The organism is gamma proteobacterium symbiont of Lampromicra miyakona (assembly GCF_059730895.1).
This window is the reverse complement of the sequence record NZ_AP035932.1, coordinates 1,221,359-1,238,217: the sequence shown is the minus strand read 5'-3', so window position 1 is coordinate 1,238,217 and position 16,859 is coordinate 1,221,359. Positions and strand designations below refer to the sequence as shown.

The window sequence follows — 16,859 nt, the reverse complement described above, 5'->3', positions numbered from 1 at the left end:
AAATCGGGCGGGAAAATCCCGCCCGAAGGAGTGACAAAAATATCAGGCGCTTTCGGCAAAGGCAACCGGGCGCAGCGGCGTGGTGCCCTGATAGATACGTGCCTGTTGCAGACCAACAAACAGCCGTTCGCCGCGGATTGGCGCCGTCTGTTCACCGGCGAATACCACCGAGATTGGCTCGCTCTGCCAGCCGACGGGCTGAACCACCAGCTGCCAGAAGTGGCCACGCGGACTGATCTCCAGCACCTGCACCGGTAACGGCGTCTCCAGGCTACTCTGGCGTGACACGTCCACTTCCCACGGACGCAGGAACAGCTCCACATCGCCCTGATGCGCTGGCGTATAGCCCAGCGGCCAGCGATGTGCGCCAACATGGAACTGCGAGCCGTGCACTTCGCCGTCAAAGCGGTTCACTTCGCCAAGGAACTCCAGCACGAAGCGGGTCGCGGGCTCGCGCCACACGTCATCCGGTGCGCCCACCTGCTCAATATTGCCCTGACTCATTACCACCACGCTATCCGCTACTTCCATCGCTTCTTCCTGGTCGTGGGTCACAAACACGCTGGTAAATTTAAGCTCTTCATGCAGCTGACGCAGCCAGCGGCGCAGCTCTTTACGCACCTGGGCATCCAGCGCGCCAAAGGGTTCGTCCAGCAGCAGAATCTGCGGCTCAACCGCCAGCGCACGCGCCAGCGCCACGCGCTGTTTCTGCCCACCGGAGAGCTGTGCCGGGTAGCGGTTGGCCAGATGTGCCAGCTGCACCATCTCCAGCAGACGGGTAACGCGCTGGTTAATTTCGGCGCTGTTCGGACGCTCGCGGCGCGGCAGCACCGTCAGGCCAAAGGCAATGTTGTCGAACACCGTCATATGGCGGAACAGCGCATAGTGCTGAAACACAAAGCCGACCTGACGATCGCGGGCGTGCGTGCGGCTGACGTCTTTGCCATGAAAATGGATCTGCCCGCTGTTCTGGTGCTCCAGCCCGGCGATAATGCGCAGCAGCGTGGTTTTACCTGAACCGGACGGTCCGAGCAGCGCCACCATCTTGCCGGAAGGAATATCCAGAGAGATATCGTTCAGCACCGGCGTGCGGCCAAATGCTTTATTAATGTGTTTAATCTCAATGCTCATGATTTTCCTCCTGTTGGCGCTTCTGCTGATGCTCTAATCGCCACTGCACCACGCTTTTCAGAAACAGCGTCACAATTGCCATCAGGGTCAGCAGCGCGGCGGCGGTAAAAGCGCCCACGGTGTTGTAATCCTGATGCAGTAATTCAACCTGTAAAGGTAAGGTATAGGTTTCGCCGCGAATCGAGCCGGACACTACCGATACCGCACCAAATTCGCCGATGGCGCGCGCGTTGGTCAGCACCACGCCGTACAGCAGCGCCCAGCGGATATTTGGCAGCGTCACGCGGCGGAACATCTGCCAGCCAGACGCGCCCAGCAGCACGGCGGCTTCATCTTCGTGGCTGCCCTGGCTCAGCATCACCGGCACCAGCTCGCGCACCACAAACGGACAGGTAACGAAAATCGTCGCCAGCACCATACCCGGCCAGGCAAACATCACCTGGATGTTGTGCGCATCAAGCCAGCCGCCAGCCGGGCCGTTCACACCCCAGAACAGCAGATACATCAGACCGGCCACCACCGGCGACACGGCAAACGGAATATCGAACAGCGTCAGCAGCAGCTGGCGACCGGGGAAAGTGAAGCGCGTCACCAGCCAGGCCAGCAGCGTGCCGAACACCAGGTTAACCGGCACGGTAATCAGCGCCACCAGCACCGTCAGCCAGATAGCATGCAGCATGTCACTATCCTGCAGGTTGCTAAAGGCCTTGCCGATGCCCTGACCCAGCGCCTCCCAGAAGATGGAGACCATCGGCACCACCAGCAGGCCAATCGATACCAGCACGCCAATGCCGATCAGCAGCCATTTGCCCCAGTTCACCGGCTGACGCTCGGCATGATTGATCTGTGAAATCTCAGCCATCAGTGACCTCCCAGACGGCGGCCAAAGCGGCTCTGCAGAGTGTTAATCGCAAACAGCAGCAGTAACGACGCCGCGAGGATCACCGAAGCGATGGCGCTGGCGGCCGGATAATCAAACTCCTGCAGGCGCACAAAAATCATCAGCGAGGTCACTTCAGTTTTCCAGGCGATGTTGCCGGCGATAAAGATCACCGCGCCAAACTCACCGAGGCTGCGGGTAAACGACAGCGCGGTCCCGGCCAGCAGCGCCGGCGCGACTTCCGGCAGCACCACGCGCCGGAAACTCTGCCACGGCGTGGCACCGAGGGTTTCCGCCGCTTCCTCATACTCCGGGCCTAACTCTTCCAGCACCGGCTGCACGGTACGCACCACAAACGGAATGCTGGTGAAAGCCATCGCCACCGCGATACCGAGCCAGGTGTAAGACACTTTGATATCAAAATGTGCCAGCCACTGACCGTACCAGCCGTTAACCGAAAACAGCCCGGCCAAGGTCAGGCCGGCCACCGCCGTCGGCAGCGCAAACGGCAGGTCCATCAGGCCATCCAGCAGCGTACGGCCGGGAAAGCGATAGCGGGTCAGGATCCACGCCATCAGCATGCCAAACACCGCGTTAAACAGCGAGGCCACGCCCGCTGACAGCAGCGTGACTTTATACGCTGCCACCAGTTGCGGATTGCTGATCACCTGCCAGTACTGCGCCAGCGTCATCTGCGACAGCTGCATGATCAGCGCGCTGATCGGCAGCAGCAGAATCAGGCAGGTAAACAGCAGGCTGGTGCCGAGGCTGAGACCAAATCCGGGCAGAACGCGTTTCTGTGCAGAAGCCAACATCAGCCGCGCCCCGCTGCCAGTAATTTATCCAGCTCACCGCCGCTGGCGAAGTGGGTTTTCATCACCTGTGGCCAGCCGCCAAACGCGTCATTAACATTGAACAGCGCAGTCTGCGGGAAGCGATCTTTCTGCTCCGCCATCAGCTGCGGGTTGTTCACGCGATAGTAAAAGCCGGTGATGATTTTCTGCGCCTGCGGCGTGTAGAGGTAGTTAAGATAGGCTTTCGCCGCTTCCGCCGTCCCGTTGTGTTCGACGTTCTTATCGACCCACGCGACCGGGAATTCAGCAAGGATGTTGGTTTTCGGCACAATCACTTCGTATTGGTCTTTACCGTACTGGTTACGGATATTGTTCACTTCCGATTCAAAGCTGATCAGCACATCACCCAGCCCGCGCTCGGCAAAAGTGGTGGTGGCACCACGGCCGCCGGTATCAAACACTTCGACGTTCTTCAGGAACTTCGTCATAAACGCTTCGGTTTTGGCCTGATCTTTGCCGTCCGCCTGGTCGGCAGCGCCCCACGCAGCCAGATAAGTGTAACGGCCGTTACCGGAGGTTTTCGGATTCGGGAAAATCAGCTTCACGTTATCGCGCGCCAGATCGGCCCAGTCATGAATCTGCTTTGGATTCCCCTTGCGCACCAGGAACGCCATGGTGGAATAAAACGGTGAGCTGCTGTTGGGCAGACGACTCTGCCAGTCGGCCGGGATCAGGTTACCTTTGTCGTGCAGCACCTGCACATCGGTCACCTGATTATAGGTCACGACATCGGCACGCAGCCCCTGCAGAATGGCCAGCGCCTGTTTTGAGGAGCCGGCATGTGACTGTTTAATGGTCAGCTTGTCGTCAGGGTGCGCCGCGTCCCACTGCTGTTCAAACGGCGCATTCAGGGCAACAAACAGTTCACGTGACACATCGTAAGAGCTGTTAAGCAGCTCTGTTGCCTGTGCCGCGCCCGCTAAACTCAGCGACAGCGCTATACCGCCAAGCCATTTTTTCGAAACCGAACGTGTCATGCTGCACCCTGAGAAATGGAGTTCGAGCCTATGCCATTAGATGCTGTCAGTGTATTTATAACTCTGGCGAAAGCTGTAACGGTTTTATATATCGTTTAGGGATTTCAAAGTCTAAAAAGGCATAAGCCAGCGGCAGAGTTTATGCGCAGGGCGGGATTAACTGAGCCGCGTCAAGCGGGGATGTGGTGCGCACGGTGGCGCACCGGTAAACGCGATGGATTAACGTGACAGCGCCTGCAGCGCCGTCAGCGAAGGGGCAAAGAAGTAGCTGCCGCTCACCGGTTTGGTGAACCGTAACATGGCATCCATCTTACCGTCGCGCTCGCCAAACATGCTCAGCAGTTGCTGCTCGATGTTATACAGGCGATGACAGTACGAAATAAAATAGAGACCGTGGCGACCGCTGGCGGTGCCGTACGGCAGGCTCTGGCGCAGAATCTTCAGGCCTTTGCCCGCTTCTTTCAAATCCACGCGGCTCAGGTGCGACGTCGCCGGCCGCTGATCGCCCGGCAGCTCTTCATTGTCCTGTTTGGTGCGGCCAATAATCGCTTCCTGCTTATCAATCGCCAGCCGGTTGAACTGCGGCAGGTTGTGCTCCCAGCGCTGGGTAAACACATAGCTGCCGCCGGCATCCGGGCCGTCAGCAATGATCGCCACCTGCTGGCGCGCTTCGCCCTGCGGGTTTTCGGTGCCATCAACAAAACCGGAAAGATCGCGATCCTCGACCCAGCGGAAACCGTGCGTCTCTTCTTCAATGGCGACCGCGCCGGCAAACGCCGTCAGCGCCGCCTGCGCCAGCGAAAAGTTCACGTCGTGACGCAGCGACTGAATATGGATCAACAGATCGCGCTGCGTCGCCGGTGCCGCACCTTTGCCGAGCGGCGTGAAAGCTTTGAGTTCGGGAGCTGAGTCGGTGCCCTGCAGATCGCGCCACAGCGCATCACCAAAGGCGATGACCGCACCAAGACCGGCGTCCGGGAATTGCTGCTGCAGCGCAGCCAGCTGTTGCAGAAAGGCGTGGCAACCCTGACGCAGCGCAGCGAGGTCGCCGGTGGCGCGGGCTTCCAGCCAAATGGCGAAACGGCGGTGCTCCAGCAGGATCCCGCTCTGAAACTGAGACATGACAATGCTCTCCGGCATAAAAGTTAACGGCGTTTTTTCGCCGGTATCATACCGGAAAGCCCTGCGCAGAAGATGCGTTAACGCAATTTTTTCGCCAGTTAACGCTGCCAGACGATCTTACTGATTTTCCAGCTTTTTAACGTATCGTCCGACGGCATCAGCCCGGTCGGGCCGTGCCACTCGCCGCTGTAGATATAGGCGATATGCTGACTACCCGGCGCGCGGCACTCAACATCGCGCACATCCAGCCCGGCAACCATTTTGCAGTTATCAAACGCTTTGCTGAATTTATCGCTGAAGGCATCACCGATTTTACTGCCGTCGGCGCTGCGTGCGTCGCTATCGAGCACTTCAATGCGCTCGACGCTGTGCTGGCCATTAATCACCAGCTTAACCTTACCGTCATCCAGCGCCTGCCAGAAATCCACCACCTGCCCGTTCTGCGCGCGCATACCCTGACGCAGCTGATAATCATTGTTCAGCGCGGCGCTAATGGCGGACTCCGACATTGCCGTGTTGCTGTTCAGCCCGGCGACGCCCTGCTCGGTGACGGTGAGCGAACTGCCAAACCAGCTGAACGGATTGAGCGCCGACCAGTGATAGCTGAGCGGATTGTACCAGTGACTTTCGCTGGTGCTGGCAGGGGAAGAGGAACCGGAACTGGCGCAACCGGCCAGCACCAGGACGCTGACCAGCAGGGCGGGACGAACAACTTTCATGCAAACTCCTTTCTTTTGTGCCGACTGGCGTGCCTGTTGGAGTCGCAAACCGGCAAAAAGTTTATTCGCGGTGCTGCATGGCGGGCAGAAACCCGGCCGCGCGACGCGTGGAATCAGTATTCACGGTCTTCAATCAGGCGTTTGCCCAGCAGCAGTGAGTCGACCGGCTCGTAATCCAGCTTCTCGTAGAAAGCCACCACCTGATCGTTCTCTTCGCGCACCATCAGATGGATTTTCGGGCAGCCGCGCGCAATCAGCTTTTTCTCCAGCCGGTTCATCAGCGCATTGGCAAATCCCCGGCCCTGATAATCAGGATGCACCGCCAGATAGTAGGCGGAGCCGCGATGGCCATCGTAGCCGCCCATCAGCGTGCCCACGACCTCGCCGCCTACCTCAGCCACCAGAAACAGCTCCGGGTCATGGTTCATTTTGCGTTCGATGTCGAGTTCCGGATCGTTCCACGGCCGTAACAGATCGCAACGCTCCCAGAGCGTAATGACTTCTTCAAAATCTTCCTGGCGGAAGGAGCGGATTTCCATCGGCGTTACCCTGCAATGAGGCACAATTCGCTGATTATCACGCATTCTTTGCCAGGCGCAACCCTCGCAGGGCGCAACGGCTGAAAAAAACGGCTAAATAGCGATTCGCGGCCTGAAATACAAAGTAATGTCCTGAAATGGTTCGGCAGTCGCCGCCGGACGGCGCTTAGGCTATAACACGGGGCAGGTTTACTCTCAGGGACATGTTAATGAACAAGATTTCACTGTTGCGGCGCCTGACCAATCGCCGCCAGCTGATCCTCTCCGGCCTGGCGCTGGCGGTGCTGTCGCCGCGCGCGGCAGTGCCCGTCAGCGCACGTCATACGCCGCCAAAACCGGCCACCAGCGGCAAGCGCATCGTGATGATCGATCCCGGTCACGGCGGCATTGATTCTGGCGCGGTGGGTCAGGAAGGCTCAGAAGAGAAGCACATCGTACTGGAGATCGCCAACACTGTGCGTACGCTGCTGCAGAACCACCCTAAGGTGGAAGTGCGGCTGACGCGCGACAGCGACCACTTCATTCCGCTCTACCAGCGCGTGGAGATTGCGCATCAGCACGGCGCCAACCTGTTTATGTCGATTCACGCCGACGGCTACACCAGCCCGGAAGCCAACGGTGCATCGGTGTTTGCCCTCTCCAATCGCGGTGCCAGCAGCGCCATGGCGCGCTATATGTCGCAGCGCGAAAACGACGCCGATAAAGTGGGCGGCGCGGCGGTACAGGAAAAAGATAATTACCTTAACCAGATCCTGTTCGACCTGGTGCAGACCGATACCATCCGCAACAGCCTGACGCTGGGTAAACACGTGCTGGATCAGATTCGCCCGGTGCATCACCTGCACAGCCAGCACACCGAGCAGGCGGCGTTCGCGGTGCTAAAATCCCCGTCCATTCCGTCGGTGCTGGTGGAAACCTCGTTTATCACCAACCCGCGTGAAGAACAGCTGTTGGGCACCACGGCGTTTCGCCAGAAAATTGCCCGGGCGATTGCTGACGGTATCGTCAATTACTTTGATGAGTACGATCGTCGCCAGGCCTGATAGCGTTTTGTGCTAGAATCGCGGCAAATTTTTGCAATGAGTGAGCCATGAGCAATCCCGATATTTCGCGCGTCAAAGCCTATCTGCTGGCGCTGCAGGATGATATTTGCGCCGGTCTGGCGGCGGAAGACGGCAGCGCCAGCTTTGCCGAAGACACCTGGCAACGCCCCGGCGGCGGCGGCGGACGCAGCCGCGTGCTGCGCAATGGCAAGGTGTTCGAGCAGGCTGGGGTTAATTTCTCCCATGTGTATGGCGAGCAGATGCCCGCGTCAGCCACCGCGCACCGCCCGGAGCTGGCAGGCCGCAGCTTCGAAGCGATGGGCGTGTCGCTGGTGGTACATCCGGAAAATCCGTATGTGCCAACCAGCCACGCCAACGTGCGCTTTTTCATTGCCGAAAAGCCGGGCGCCGATCCGGTCTGGTGGTTTGGTGGCGGTTTCGATCTCACCCCTTATTACGGTTTCACAGAAGATGCCCGGCACTGGCATCAGACCGCGTTCGATCTGTGCCAGCCGTTTGGCGACGACGTCTATGCGCGCTACAAAAAGTGGTGTGACGACTATTTCTACCTGAAACACCGCAACGAGCAGCGCGGCATTGGCGGCCTGTTTTTTGATGATTTGAATACGCCGGATTTTGACCACTGCTTTGATTTCATGCAGTCGGTCGGCAACGGTTTCATGCAGGCCTATCAGCCGATTGTGGCAAAGCGTAAACAGGTGGCATGGGGCGAGCGCGAGCGTCAGTTCCAGCTTTATCGCCGGGGCCGCTACGTTGAGTTTAATCTGGTGTGGGATCGCGGCACGCTATTCGGTTTGCAGACCGGCGGTCGCACCGAATCGATTCTGATGTCGATGCCGCCGCTGGTGCGCTGGGAATATGATTATCAACCCGCCGACGACTCCCCGGAAGCCGCGCTGACTCGCGATTTCCTGCCGGTGCAGGACTGGCTGGGGCTGGAAAAATAAGCCAGGTGCGCATTCATGCGCACCCTGCGGAATAACCCGATAAAACGCGCCCCCGTGGGGTTGCCCTGCCGGTCACAACGGCTCGGTCTGCGCCTCCACCACCGCCAGCGCCACCATGTTAACAATGCGCCGCACCGAGGCGATGCGCGTCAGCACATGCACCGGCTTGCGGATGCCCATCAGCACCGGCCCCACCGTCACCCCTTCCGAGCAGGACACGCGCAGCAGGTTGTAGCTGATGCGTGCGGCCTCAACGTTCGGCATGATCAGCAGATTGGCGGTACCTTTCAGCGGGCTGTCCGGCATCAGCTCGCGACGAATACTCTCCACCAGCGCTGCATCGCCGTGCATCTCGCCGTCAATCTCCAGTTCCGGCGCTCGCTGCTGAATCAGCGCCAGCGCCTCGCGCATCTTCCGCGCGCCGGGGGCATTCGAAGTGCCAAAACTGGAGTGCGACAGCAGCGCCACGCGCGGTTCGATGCCGAAACGCCGCACGGTTTCTGCCGCCAGCAGCGTGATATCCGCCAGCTGCTCAGCGCTGGGATCCTCATTCACATAAGTATCGGCAATAAACGTGTTGCCGCTCGGCAGCAGCAGCGCGTTCATCGCCCCGGCGACCTTGACGTCATCGCGGAAGCCAAACACCTTCTCCACCACGTCGTAATGTTCGCGGTAGTCGCCGATGGTGCCGCAAATCATCGCGTCCGCTTCGCCGCGATGCACCATGATGGCGCCGATCAGCGTGGGATTGCCAATCACCGCGCGCTGGGCGGTTTCCGGCGTAACGCCGCGCCGCTTCATCAGCTGATAATATTCATTCCAGTACTCCTTAAAGCGCGGATCGGACTCGTTGTTCACGATCTCAAAATCACGCCCGGCCTCGATTTTCAGCCCCTGCTTCTGTAAACGCATGGCAATCACGTTGGGACGGCCAATCAGGATCGGCTTCGCCAGCCCGAGCGACACCAGCTCCTGGGTAGCGTGCAGCACCCGCACCTCTTCACCTTCCGCCAGCACCACGCGCTGCGGCGCTTTGCGCGCCTGCGAGAAGATCGGCTTCATGAACAGATTGGTTTTATACACGAACTCGGTGAGCTGCTCGCGGTAGGCGTCAAAGTCAGCAATCGGTCGCGTCGCCACGCCGGAATCCATCGCTGCTCTGGCGACGGCCGGGGCTATCTGCACAATCAAACGCGGATCGAACGGTTTGGGAATAAGGTATTCCGGGCCAAAGCTCAGATCCTGATCGTCGTAAGCGGACGCTACCACGTCGCTCTGTTCCGCCTGCGCCAGGGCGGCAATCGCATGCACCGCCGCCAGCTTCATCTCTTCGTTGATGGCGGTGGCACCGACGTCCAGCGCGCCGCGGAAGATGAACGGGAAGCACAGCACGTTATTCACCTGATTAGGGAAATCCGAGCGCCCGGTACAGATAATCGCATCCGGCCGCACCTGCTTCGCCAGCGGCGGCATGATCTCCGGCTCCGGATTGGCCAGCGCCAGAATCAGCGGATTCGGCGCCATCTTCTGCACCATCGCTGGCGTCAGGGCTTTCGGACCGGAGCAGCCAAGGAAAATATCCGCGCCGCCAATCACCTCATCCAGCGTGCGCGCCCCGCTATCTTCCACGGCATAGGCGGCTTTGGTCGGCGTCATGTCCGCTTCGCGATCGCGGTAAATCACCCCTTTTGAATCACACACCACGATATTTTTCTGCTGCATGCCAAGCGCCACCAGCAGATTGAGGCAGGCAATGGCCGACGCGCCAGCGCCCGACACCACCAGCCGCACGTCGGCAATCGCCTTATTCACGATGGTCAGGCCGTTAAGCACTGCCGCGGTACAGATGATGGCGGTGCCGTGCTGATCGTCATGAAACACCGGAATCTGCATGCGCTGCCGCAGCTGCTGCTCAATGTAAAAACACTCCGGCGCTTTGATGTCCTCAAGGTTGATGCCGCCGAACGTCGGCTCCAGCGCGGCAATCACCTCAATCAGCTTGTCCGGGTCGTGCTCGTCGATTTCGATGTCGAACACATCAATGCCAGCAAACTTTTTGAACAGCACGCCCTTGCCTTCCATCACTGGCTTGCCGGCCAGCGCGCCAATATTACCGAGCCCCAGCACCGCCGTGCCGTTGGAGATCACCGCCACCAGATTGCCGCGCGCGGTGTATTTGTGCGCGGCCAGCGGATCGGCGGCAATTTCCAGACAGGGTGCCGCCACACCGGGCGAATAGGCCAGTGCCAGATCGCGCTGCGTCGCCAGCGGCTTAGTGGGTGACACCTGAATTTTTCCGGGGGTGGGATATTGGTGAAAATCGAGCGCGCTTTGCTTGAGTTGATCGTCCATCAGACATCCTTTTGCACGGCTGAAAAGCCCTCAGTATAAGAACGCGCGGCGCAAAAGAGGGTGAAGGCGCTCAAAGAACGCACAGTCGCCAGGGCACGGATTGCCACGGCTTCGCCTGCGGCTTTGGGACAGCCTGCTATGCTTAAGGGTGGCAAAACGCTGAGCTGAACCGATCAGGCAGGCCTGACTATCAGAAACGCGCCCCGACGTCACAATCAGAGAAAACGCATTTTCTTCATCCGGCGTCTGTTGCACTGTGTGGAACCTCCCTTCCCCGATAAGGGCGCACCTAAGACGATGACTGCCCGGGTGCCTGTTTTGCCCACATTATTGCTAATCAAGGAGTTAAGCGATGAACCAGCTAGATGCATTAAAACAGTTCACCACCGTGGTGGCGGACAGCGGCGATATCGAATCCATTCGCCATTACCATCCGGAAGATGCCACCACTAACCCATCCCTGATCCTCAAAGCTGCCGGCCTCGACGCTTACAAACACCTTATTGATGACGCCATTGAGTACGCGAAAAAACAGGGCGGCAGCAAAGAGACGCAAATCATCAACGCCAGCGATAAAGTGGCGATCAACCTCGGTATGGAAATCCTGAAAAGCATACCGGGCCGTGTTTCGACCGAAGTGGATGCGCGCCTCTCTTTCGATCGTGGCATGTGTGTGACCAAAGCGGAGAAACTGGTCCGCCTGTATGAAGAGAACGGCATCGACCGCTCACGTATTCTGATCAAACTGGCGTCCACCTGGGAAGGCATCAAAGCGGCGGAAGAGCTGGAGAAGAACGGCATCAACTGTAACCTGACGCTGCTGTTCTCCTTCGCCCAGGCGCGCGCCTGTGCCGAAGCCGGCGTGTTCCTGATTTCGCCATTTGTCGGCCGAATCTACGACTGGTACAACACGCGCAAACCGCTCGATCCGTATGTGGTCGACGAAGATCCGGGCGTTAAATCGGTGCGTCGTATTTACGACTACTACAAAAAGCACCGTTACAACACCGTCATCATGGGTGCCAGCTTCCGTAAAGTGGAGCAGATTGTGGCGCTTGCTGGCTGCGATCGCCTGACTATTTCCCCGAACCTGTTGGAAGAGCTGGCCAACAGCGAAGCGCCGGTGGAGCGCAAACTGGAGCCATCAACCGAGGGCTTCCACCAGCCGGCACCGCTCTCCGAAGCGGAGTTCCGCTGGGAGCATAATCAGGATGCGATGGCGGTGGAGAAACTGTCCGACGGTATCCGCCAGTTTGCCGTTGACCAGCAGAAGCTGGAAGACGTGCTGGCCGCCCGCCTGTAATCCTGAACTCACCTTCTGCCGGACGGGTTGCGGCCCGTCCGCTTTTGCCCAATTACAAGGGAGAACCCTATGTCTTCACGCAGAGAGTTGGCTAACGCGATCCGCGCCCTGAGCATGGATGCGGTACAAAAAGCAAATTCCGGCCACCCAGGTATGCCGATGGGCATGGCTGATATCGCCGAAGTGCTGTGGCGCGACTTCCTGAAGCACAACCCGACCAACCCGGCCTGGGCGGATCGCGATCGCTTCATTCTGTCTAACGGGCACGGCTCGATGCTGCTGTATAGCCTGCTGCATCTCACCGGCTATGATCTGCCGCTGGAAGAGCTGAAAAACTTCCGCCAGCTACACTCAAAAACGCCGGGCCACCCGGAAATTGGCTACACGCCGGGCGTTGAAACCACCACCGGCCCGCTCGGCCAGGGGCTGGCCAACGCTGTCGGTCTGGCGATTGCCGAGCGCACGCTGGCGGCCCAGTTTAACCAGCCTGGCCACGATATCGTCGATCACTTCACCTATGTGTTTATGGGCGACGGCTGTCTGATGGAAGGCATCTCACATGAAGTCTGTTCGCTGGCCGGCACGCTGGGCCTCGGCAAACTGATTGGCTTCTACGATCACAACGGTATCTCCATCGACGGCGAAACCGAAGGCTGGTTTACCGACGACACCCACAAGCGTTTTGAAGCTTATAACTGGCACGTGGTGGGCAGCGCCGAAGGCATCGACGGCCACGATCCGGACGCCATCGCGGCGGCCATCAAAGAAGCGCAAAGCGTCACCGACAAGCCTTCGCTGATTATCTGCCGCACGGTGATCGGCTTTGGCTCGCCAAACAAAGCCGGCAAAGAGGAGTCGCACGGGGCCGCGCTCGGCGAAGAAGAAGTGGCGCTGACGCGTAAACAGCTCGGCTGGAACTACGGTCCGTTCGAAATCCCGCAGGATATTTATCAGCAGTGGGATGCCAGAGAAGCCGGGGCCGCGCAGGAGAAATCCTGGGAAGATAAGTTCACGGCTTATCAGCAGGCGCATCCGCAGCTGGCGGACGAATTCAGCCGCCGCCTGAAGGGCGAAATGCCGGCTGACTGGGAAAACAAAACCAGCCAGTTCATTCGCGATCTGCAGGCTAACCCGCAGAAAATCGCCAGCCGCAAAGCCTCACAGAACACGCTGGAAGCCTTCGGTAAACTGCTGCCGGAGTTCCTCGGCGGTTCCGCCGACCTCGCGCCCAGCAACCTCACCATCTGGTCCGGTTCGAAGCCGATCAAAGAGGATCACGCCGGTAACTACATTCATTACGGCGTACGCGAATTTGGCATGACGGCCATTGCCAACGGTATCGCGCATCACGGTGGCTTTGTGCCTTATACCGCCACCTTCCTGATGTTCGTCGAATACGCGCGTAACGCAGCGCGCATGGCCGCCCTGATGAAAGCGCGCCAGATTATGGTCTACACCCACGACTCAATTGGTCTGGGCGAAGATGGCCCGACGCACCAGCCGGTTGAACAGCTGGCCAGTCTGCGCGTGACGCCAAACTTCAGCACCTGGCGACCGTGCGATCAGGTCGAGACCGCCGTGGCGTGGAAAGCGGCGATTGAGCGCCATCACGGTCCGACCGCGTTGATTCTGTCGCGTCAGAACCTGCTGCAGCCGGAGCGCAGCGCGCAACAGGTAGAGAACATCGCGCGCGGTGGTTACATCCTCAAGGATTGTGACGGCACGCCGGACGTCATCCTGATTGCCACCGGTTCCGAAGTGGAGATCACGCTGGGCGCCGAAGCGAAACTCAGCGCCGACGGCCACAAGGTGCGCGTGGTGTCGCTGCCGAGCACCGACGTGTTCGATAAACAGGACGTGGCCTATCGTGAATCGGTGCTGCCTTCCACCGTGCGCGCGCGCGTGGCGGTTGAAGCCGGTATCGCCGACTACTGGTACAAATACGTCGGCATCGACGGCAAAATTGTCGGCATGACCACCTTCGGCGAATCGGCGCCAGCCGGCAAACTGTTCCCGGCCTTTGGCTTTACCGTCGAGAACGTGGTGAGCCACGCCGAATCGCTGCTTAAGCCTGCCTGAGTGTCTGGCCCTTTCCCGCTACCGGGAGAGGGCCGTTTTATTTCACAGCCTGATACAGAAAAAAATCCGCCCCGCCCCCTTCCCGCTTTGCGCAAACTGATTACTATAGGTTTTCCTCCGATTCCTATAGCGGACGCTTTCCCGTTGAAAAAACGTACTCCTTTTTTACTGGCCTTAATGGTTGCCGTGCTGCCCTTTACCAGCGCGGCGCAGGTATCGACCGATCCGCTGCTGGCCTCGCAGATTGTTGATCGCTATGCCGAACATATCTTTTATGGCAGCGGTGCGACCGGTATGGCGCTGGTGGCAATTGACGGTAATCAGCGCGTGTTCGCCAGCTTTGGCGAAACCCGTCCCGGCAATAATGTGCGCCCACAGCAGGACTCACTGATCCGTATCGCCTCGCTGAGCAAACTGATGACCAGCGAAGTGATGGTGAAGATGGCCGAGCGCGGCCAGATTCGCCTTGACGATCCGCTGAGCAAATACGCGCCGCCAGGTGCCCGCGTACCGACTTACAACGGCCAGCCGATTCGGCTGATCAATCTCGCCACCCACACCAGCAGCCTGCCGCGCGAGCAGCCGGGCGGCAAACCGCATCGTCCGGTGTTTGTCTGGCCAACCAAAGCGGATCGCTGGCAGTGGCTGCGCGGTGCGCAGCTAAAAGCCGCGCCGGGCACGCAGGCGGCTTACTCCAACCTCGCCTTCGATCTGCTGGGCGACGCGCTGGCTAAAGCCGCCGGTATGCCTTATCCGGCCCTACTGCAGCAGCTGGTAACGCGTCCGCTCGGCATGAAGGACACCACCTTCACGCCATCACCGGATCAGTGTCAGCGCCTGATGATTGCCGAAAAAGGGGCCAGCCCGTGCAATAACACGCTGGCAGCCATCGGCAGCGGCGGCGTGTATTCCACGCCGGACGATATGGGACGCTGGATGCAGCAGTTTCTCAACTCGGCGGTGAATCACCGCACGCCGCAGATCGATCGGCTGCAAACGCTGATTTATCGCCGCGACCAGCTGACCAAAGTGGAAGGCATGGACGTGCCAGGACGCGCCGACGCGCTGGGCATGGGCTGGGTTTACATGGCACCGAAGGCGGGCCATCCGGGCATCATTCAGAAAACCGGCGGCGGCGGCGGCTTCATCACCTACATGGCGATGGTGCCACAGCACAACGTCGGCGTATTTGTGGTGGTGACGCGCTCGCCGCTGACCCGCTTCACCCCGATGAGCGATGGCGTCAACAACATGCTGGCTGAGCTGGTGGGCAACCAGACGGGCTCACCGATGATGATCGGCAATATCCGCTAAGCCTTTGACAGCTGATGTCATGTCACCGTAGCCAAAGCGTGAGTTATGACGAGCAGTTACTGCGACCCCTCCCCTAAATCATTCGTGCTGCAGGAAGGCGGCAAGGATGGACATCCCCGGGAGCTTACTCAGGTAAGTGACCGGGGTGAACAGCCGCAGCCAACGCCCCTGCGGTGCGAGGGATGACGGGGATTACTGAGTCACCCAGAGGGTGGGCCAGTCATCACTACTATGCCAGGCATCACAAGTCTTCTCCTCCGCATACTCCGCCAGCACGAAAGCATTACCATCAAACTGCCAGCGTGTGGCCACACCGCAGTCGCCTAAACCACGCCCTTTACTGAAGGTATACAGCTGGCCGTTACTGGCATCGAACTCGGCGTTCACCAGCTCCAGCTGATTATCAGTGCGCGACGGCGGGGTAAACGGCAGGTTGAGCGTGATGCCGCGCGACACATACGGCTGGCTGCGTGTGACTTCAAACGCCAGATCGATCACGTTGTAGGCACCGGTTTCACAGCTTACCAGCAGCAGCGCTTTGCTGTCGGTGAGTGGCGCGACGCTGACTTCACGCCGCAGCGGATCGAGCGAGCAGTTGTCGGTGTTGATGCGCCAGGTTCCGTAATCGATCAGGCCGGTGGTTTCCTGCTGCGTCAGCGGCGCGGGTGCGGGCATTGGTGCCGGCAGCTGTGGAATTGAGGGCGGCGGTGGCACATCCCACTGCACGCGATCACCGCGCTTTACCCAGGCGCTGGCACCGTTAACCCGCCCCTGTACGTCATCCATCAGCAGCAGCGCCGCTTTCATACCGCGCAGCGGAATACTGGCGCTGGCTTTATAGGTGAGCTGTAAATTGCTGGCATCCAGCGTCTGGGCGAGAAATTCGTCGATGGCGATGGCGTTGCTGGTGGCCAGATGATGCGGCTCCACCGTCCAGTGTTTGAGGTCCGGATTGAGGCGGCGCTGGTCGAGCAGCAGGTTGTCTTTTAGCGCCGCGCCCGGCAATGCACCGCTGTAGGCGCTGCCGTAATCAATGCGCAGCAGCGGCCGATCGTTGACCCCGGCGTGACGCGAAATCGTCATCACCAGGCCATTATCGCCAGGAAAACTGCGTGCCACGCAGAACGCCGCGTTGTTGCAGGTGATCTGCCAGTCGGAAAACGACTTTTGCAGCGGCTCGGCTTGTACGCTGGCAATCAGCAGAAAGGGCAATAAAAGCAGCGACTTCATCCAATACGACATGAAAAAAAACGATCCCCGATACCTGGAAAGAAAATGATAGCGCAATGCATGCGCGGTCATCAGGCCGAAACTGTGAAGTGGCCTGAAAAGCGAAGTTAACTGCTGAAAAAGCCGTCGCCTTATGGGCGATCTGTGTGGAATAGCGCAACAGCTCCATCATCCGGTGCGGCTGATTTCTGCTCAATCGGATTCGTCGGACAATTTTTACCCCCTTCACAAAACGGTCAAATACACACAAACGGTCATAAGCGGTCATGCTATGGTGCTGGCAGAGCGTCAACGCTGTGCATGGACTCTCTCATTCCCTCGCGTAATAACGCGCATTTATGTGAATGC

At 59.2% G+C, this 16,859-nt stretch carries 15 protein-coding genes; 5 read left to right on the top strand and 10 right to left on the bottom strand.

Going from position 1 to position 16,859, the window contains the following annotated elements; genetic code table 11:
- Positions 1-42: 42 nt before the first annotated feature.
- From cysA to AC6I8P_RS05605, 7 genes are all read right to left on the bottom strand, one after another.
- Positions 43-1,131 (bottom strand): sulfate/thiosulfate ABC transporter ATP-binding protein CysA, encoded by a 1,089-nt coding sequence (gene cysA, locus AC6I8P_RS05635; protein WP_282996160.1) that lies wholly within the window; start codon positions 1,129-1,131, stop codon positions 43-45.
- Positions 1,121-1,993: a sulfate/thiosulfate ABC transporter permease CysW gene (cysW, locus tag AC6I8P_RS05630; protein ID WP_104188618.1), complete on the bottom strand. Its 873-nt coding sequence runs from the start codon at positions 1,991-1,993 to the stop codon at positions 1,121-1,123. The genes cysA and cysW overlap by 11 nt, the downstream gene beginning before the upstream one ends.
- Positions 1,993-2,826 (bottom strand): sulfate/thiosulfate ABC transporter permease CysT, encoded by an 834-nt coding sequence (gene cysT, locus AC6I8P_RS05625; protein WP_021508075.1) that lies wholly within the window; start codon positions 2,824-2,826, stop codon positions 1,993-1,995. Before cysT ends, cysW begins: the two co-directional genes overlap by 1 nt.
- On the bottom strand, positions 2,826-3,842 hold the full coding sequence (locus tag AC6I8P_RS05620) for a sulfate ABC transporter substrate-binding protein (protein ID WP_058775688.1): 1,017 nt from the start codon (positions 3,840-3,842) through the stop codon (positions 2,826-2,828). The genes cysT and AC6I8P_RS05620 overlap by 1 nt, the downstream gene beginning before the upstream one ends.
- 219 nt (positions 3,843-4,061) lie before the next feature.
- Positions 4,062-4,964: a Dyp-type peroxidase gene (locus AC6I8P_RS05615; RefSeq protein WP_021508073.1), complete on the bottom strand. Its 903-nt coding sequence runs from the start codon at positions 4,962-4,964 to the stop codon at positions 4,062-4,064.
- 98 nt (positions 4,965-5,062) lie between these two features.
- Complete coding sequence (locus AC6I8P_RS05610; protein ID WP_477529507.1) at positions 5,063-5,683, bottom strand: RpoE-regulated lipoprotein; 621 nt, start codon at positions 5,681-5,683, stop codon at positions 5,063-5,065.
- A 113-nt stretch (positions 5,684-5,796) separates the two neighbouring features.
- The gene (locus AC6I8P_RS05605) at positions 5,797-6,222 is read right to left on the bottom strand and encodes a GNAT family acetyltransferase (protein WP_021508071.1); all 426 of its coding nucleotides are present in this window, start codon (positions 6,220-6,222) and stop codon (positions 5,797-5,799) included.
- A 209-nt stretch (positions 6,223-6,431) separates the two neighbouring features.
- Between AC6I8P_RS05605 and amiA the strand changes: the two genes are divergently transcribed.
- Positions 6,432-7,265: an N-acetylmuramoyl-L-alanine amidase AmiA gene (gene amiA / locus AC6I8P_RS05600; protein WP_498031045.1), complete on the top strand. Its 834-nt coding sequence runs from the start codon at positions 6,432-6,434 to the stop codon at positions 7,263-7,265.
- A 47-nt stretch (positions 7,266-7,312) separates the two neighbouring features.
- Entirely contained in the window at positions 7,313-8,233 is a 921-nt protein-coding gene (gene hemF / locus AC6I8P_RS05595; protein WP_477529506.1) for an oxygen-dependent coproporphyrinogen oxidase, read from the top strand.
- Positions 8,234-8,305: 72 nt separating this feature from the next.
- Here hemF and maeB read toward each other — a convergent pair whose 3' ends face one another.
- Entirely contained in the window at positions 8,306-10,585 is a 2,280-nt protein-coding gene (maeB, locus tag AC6I8P_RS05590) for an NADP-dependent oxaloacetate-decarboxylating malate dehydrogenase (RefSeq protein WP_058781769.1), read from the bottom strand.
- Between the two features lie 352 nt (positions 10,586-10,937).
- On the opposite strand from maeB, the gene tal reads away from it, so the two are divergent.
- From tal to ampH, 3 genes are all read left to right on the top strand, one after another.
- On the top strand, positions 10,938-11,888 hold the full coding sequence (gene tal, locus AC6I8P_RS05585) for a transaldolase (RefSeq protein WP_498031044.1): 951 nt from the start codon (positions 10,938-10,940) through the stop codon (positions 11,886-11,888).
- Positions 11,889-11,957: 69 nt separating this feature from the next.
- Positions 11,958-13,967, top strand: coding sequence for a transketolase (tkt, locus tag AC6I8P_RS05580; protein ID WP_459746657.1), 2,010 nt, complete (start codon positions 11,958-11,960; stop codon positions 13,965-13,967).
- 144 nt (positions 13,968-14,111) lie between these two features.
- Positions 14,112-15,281 (top strand): D-alanyl-D-alanine-carboxypeptidase/endopeptidase AmpH, encoded by a 1,170-nt coding sequence (ampH, locus tag AC6I8P_RS05575; RefSeq protein WP_166711959.1) that lies wholly within the window; start codon positions 14,112-14,114, stop codon positions 15,279-15,281.
- Between the two features lie 192 nt (positions 15,282-15,473).
- Here ampH and AC6I8P_RS05570 read toward each other — a convergent pair whose 3' ends face one another.
- Both AC6I8P_RS05570 and AC6I8P_RS05565 read right to left on the bottom strand, forming a co-directional pair.
- Entirely contained in the window at positions 15,474-16,400 is a 927-nt protein-coding gene (locus AC6I8P_RS05570) for a DUF1176 domain-containing protein (RefSeq protein WP_248295867.1), read from the bottom strand.
- Complete coding sequence (locus AC6I8P_RS05565; protein ID WP_249042763.1) at positions 16,375-16,779, bottom strand: hypothetical protein; 405 nt, start codon at positions 16,777-16,779, stop codon at positions 16,375-16,377. The genes AC6I8P_RS05570 and AC6I8P_RS05565 overlap by 26 nt, the downstream gene beginning before the upstream one ends.
- Positions 16,780-16,859 lie beyond the last annotated feature (80 nt).

Coding starts and splice junctions, on each gene's coding strand:
- AC6I8P_RS05610 (WP_477529507.1), bottom strand. CDS start 5,683: ATGAAAGTTGTTCGTCCCGCCCTGCTGGTCAGCGTCCTGGTGCTGGCC.
- AC6I8P_RS05565 (WP_249042763.1), bottom strand. CDS start 16,779: ATGACCGCTTATGACCGTTTGTGTGTATTTGACCGTTTTGTGAAGGGG.
- cysT (WP_021508075.1), bottom strand. CDS start 2,826: ATGTTGGCTTCTGCACAGAAACGCGTTCTGCCCGGATTTGGTCTCAGC.
- AC6I8P_RS05615 (WP_021508073.1), bottom strand. CDS start 4,964: ATGTCTCAGTTTCAGAGCGGGATCCTGCTGGAGCACCGCCGTTTCGCC.
- tal (WP_498031044.1), top strand. CDS start 10,938: ATGAACCAGCTAGATGCATTAAAACAGTTCACCACCGTGGTGGCGGAC.
- AC6I8P_RS05620 (WP_058775688.1), bottom strand. CDS start 3,842: ATGACACGTTCGGTTTCGAAAAAATGGCTTGGCGGTATAGCGCTGTCG.
- AC6I8P_RS05605 (WP_021508071.1), bottom strand. CDS start 6,222: ATGGAAATCCGCTCCTTCCGCCAGGAAGATTTTGAAGAAGTCATTACG.
- maeB (WP_058781769.1), bottom strand. CDS start 10,585: ATGGACGATCAACTCAAGCAAAGCGCGCTCGATTTTCACCAATATCCC.
- cysA (WP_282996160.1), bottom strand. CDS start 1,131: ATGAGCATTGAGATTAAACACATTAATAAAGCATTTGGCCGCACGCCG.
- amiA (WP_498031045.1), top strand. CDS start 6,432: ATGAACAAGATTTCACTGTTGCGGCGCCTGACCAATCGCCGCCAGCTG.
- tkt (WP_459746657.1), top strand. CDS start 11,958: ATGTCTTCACGCAGAGAGTTGGCTAACGCGATCCGCGCCCTGAGCATG.
- hemF (WP_477529506.1), top strand. CDS start 7,313: ATGAGCAATCCCGATATTTCGCGCGTCAAAGCCTATCTGCTGGCGCTG.
- cysW (WP_104188618.1), bottom strand. CDS start 1,993: ATGGCTGAGATTTCACAGATCAATCATGCCGAGCGTCAGCCGGTGAAC.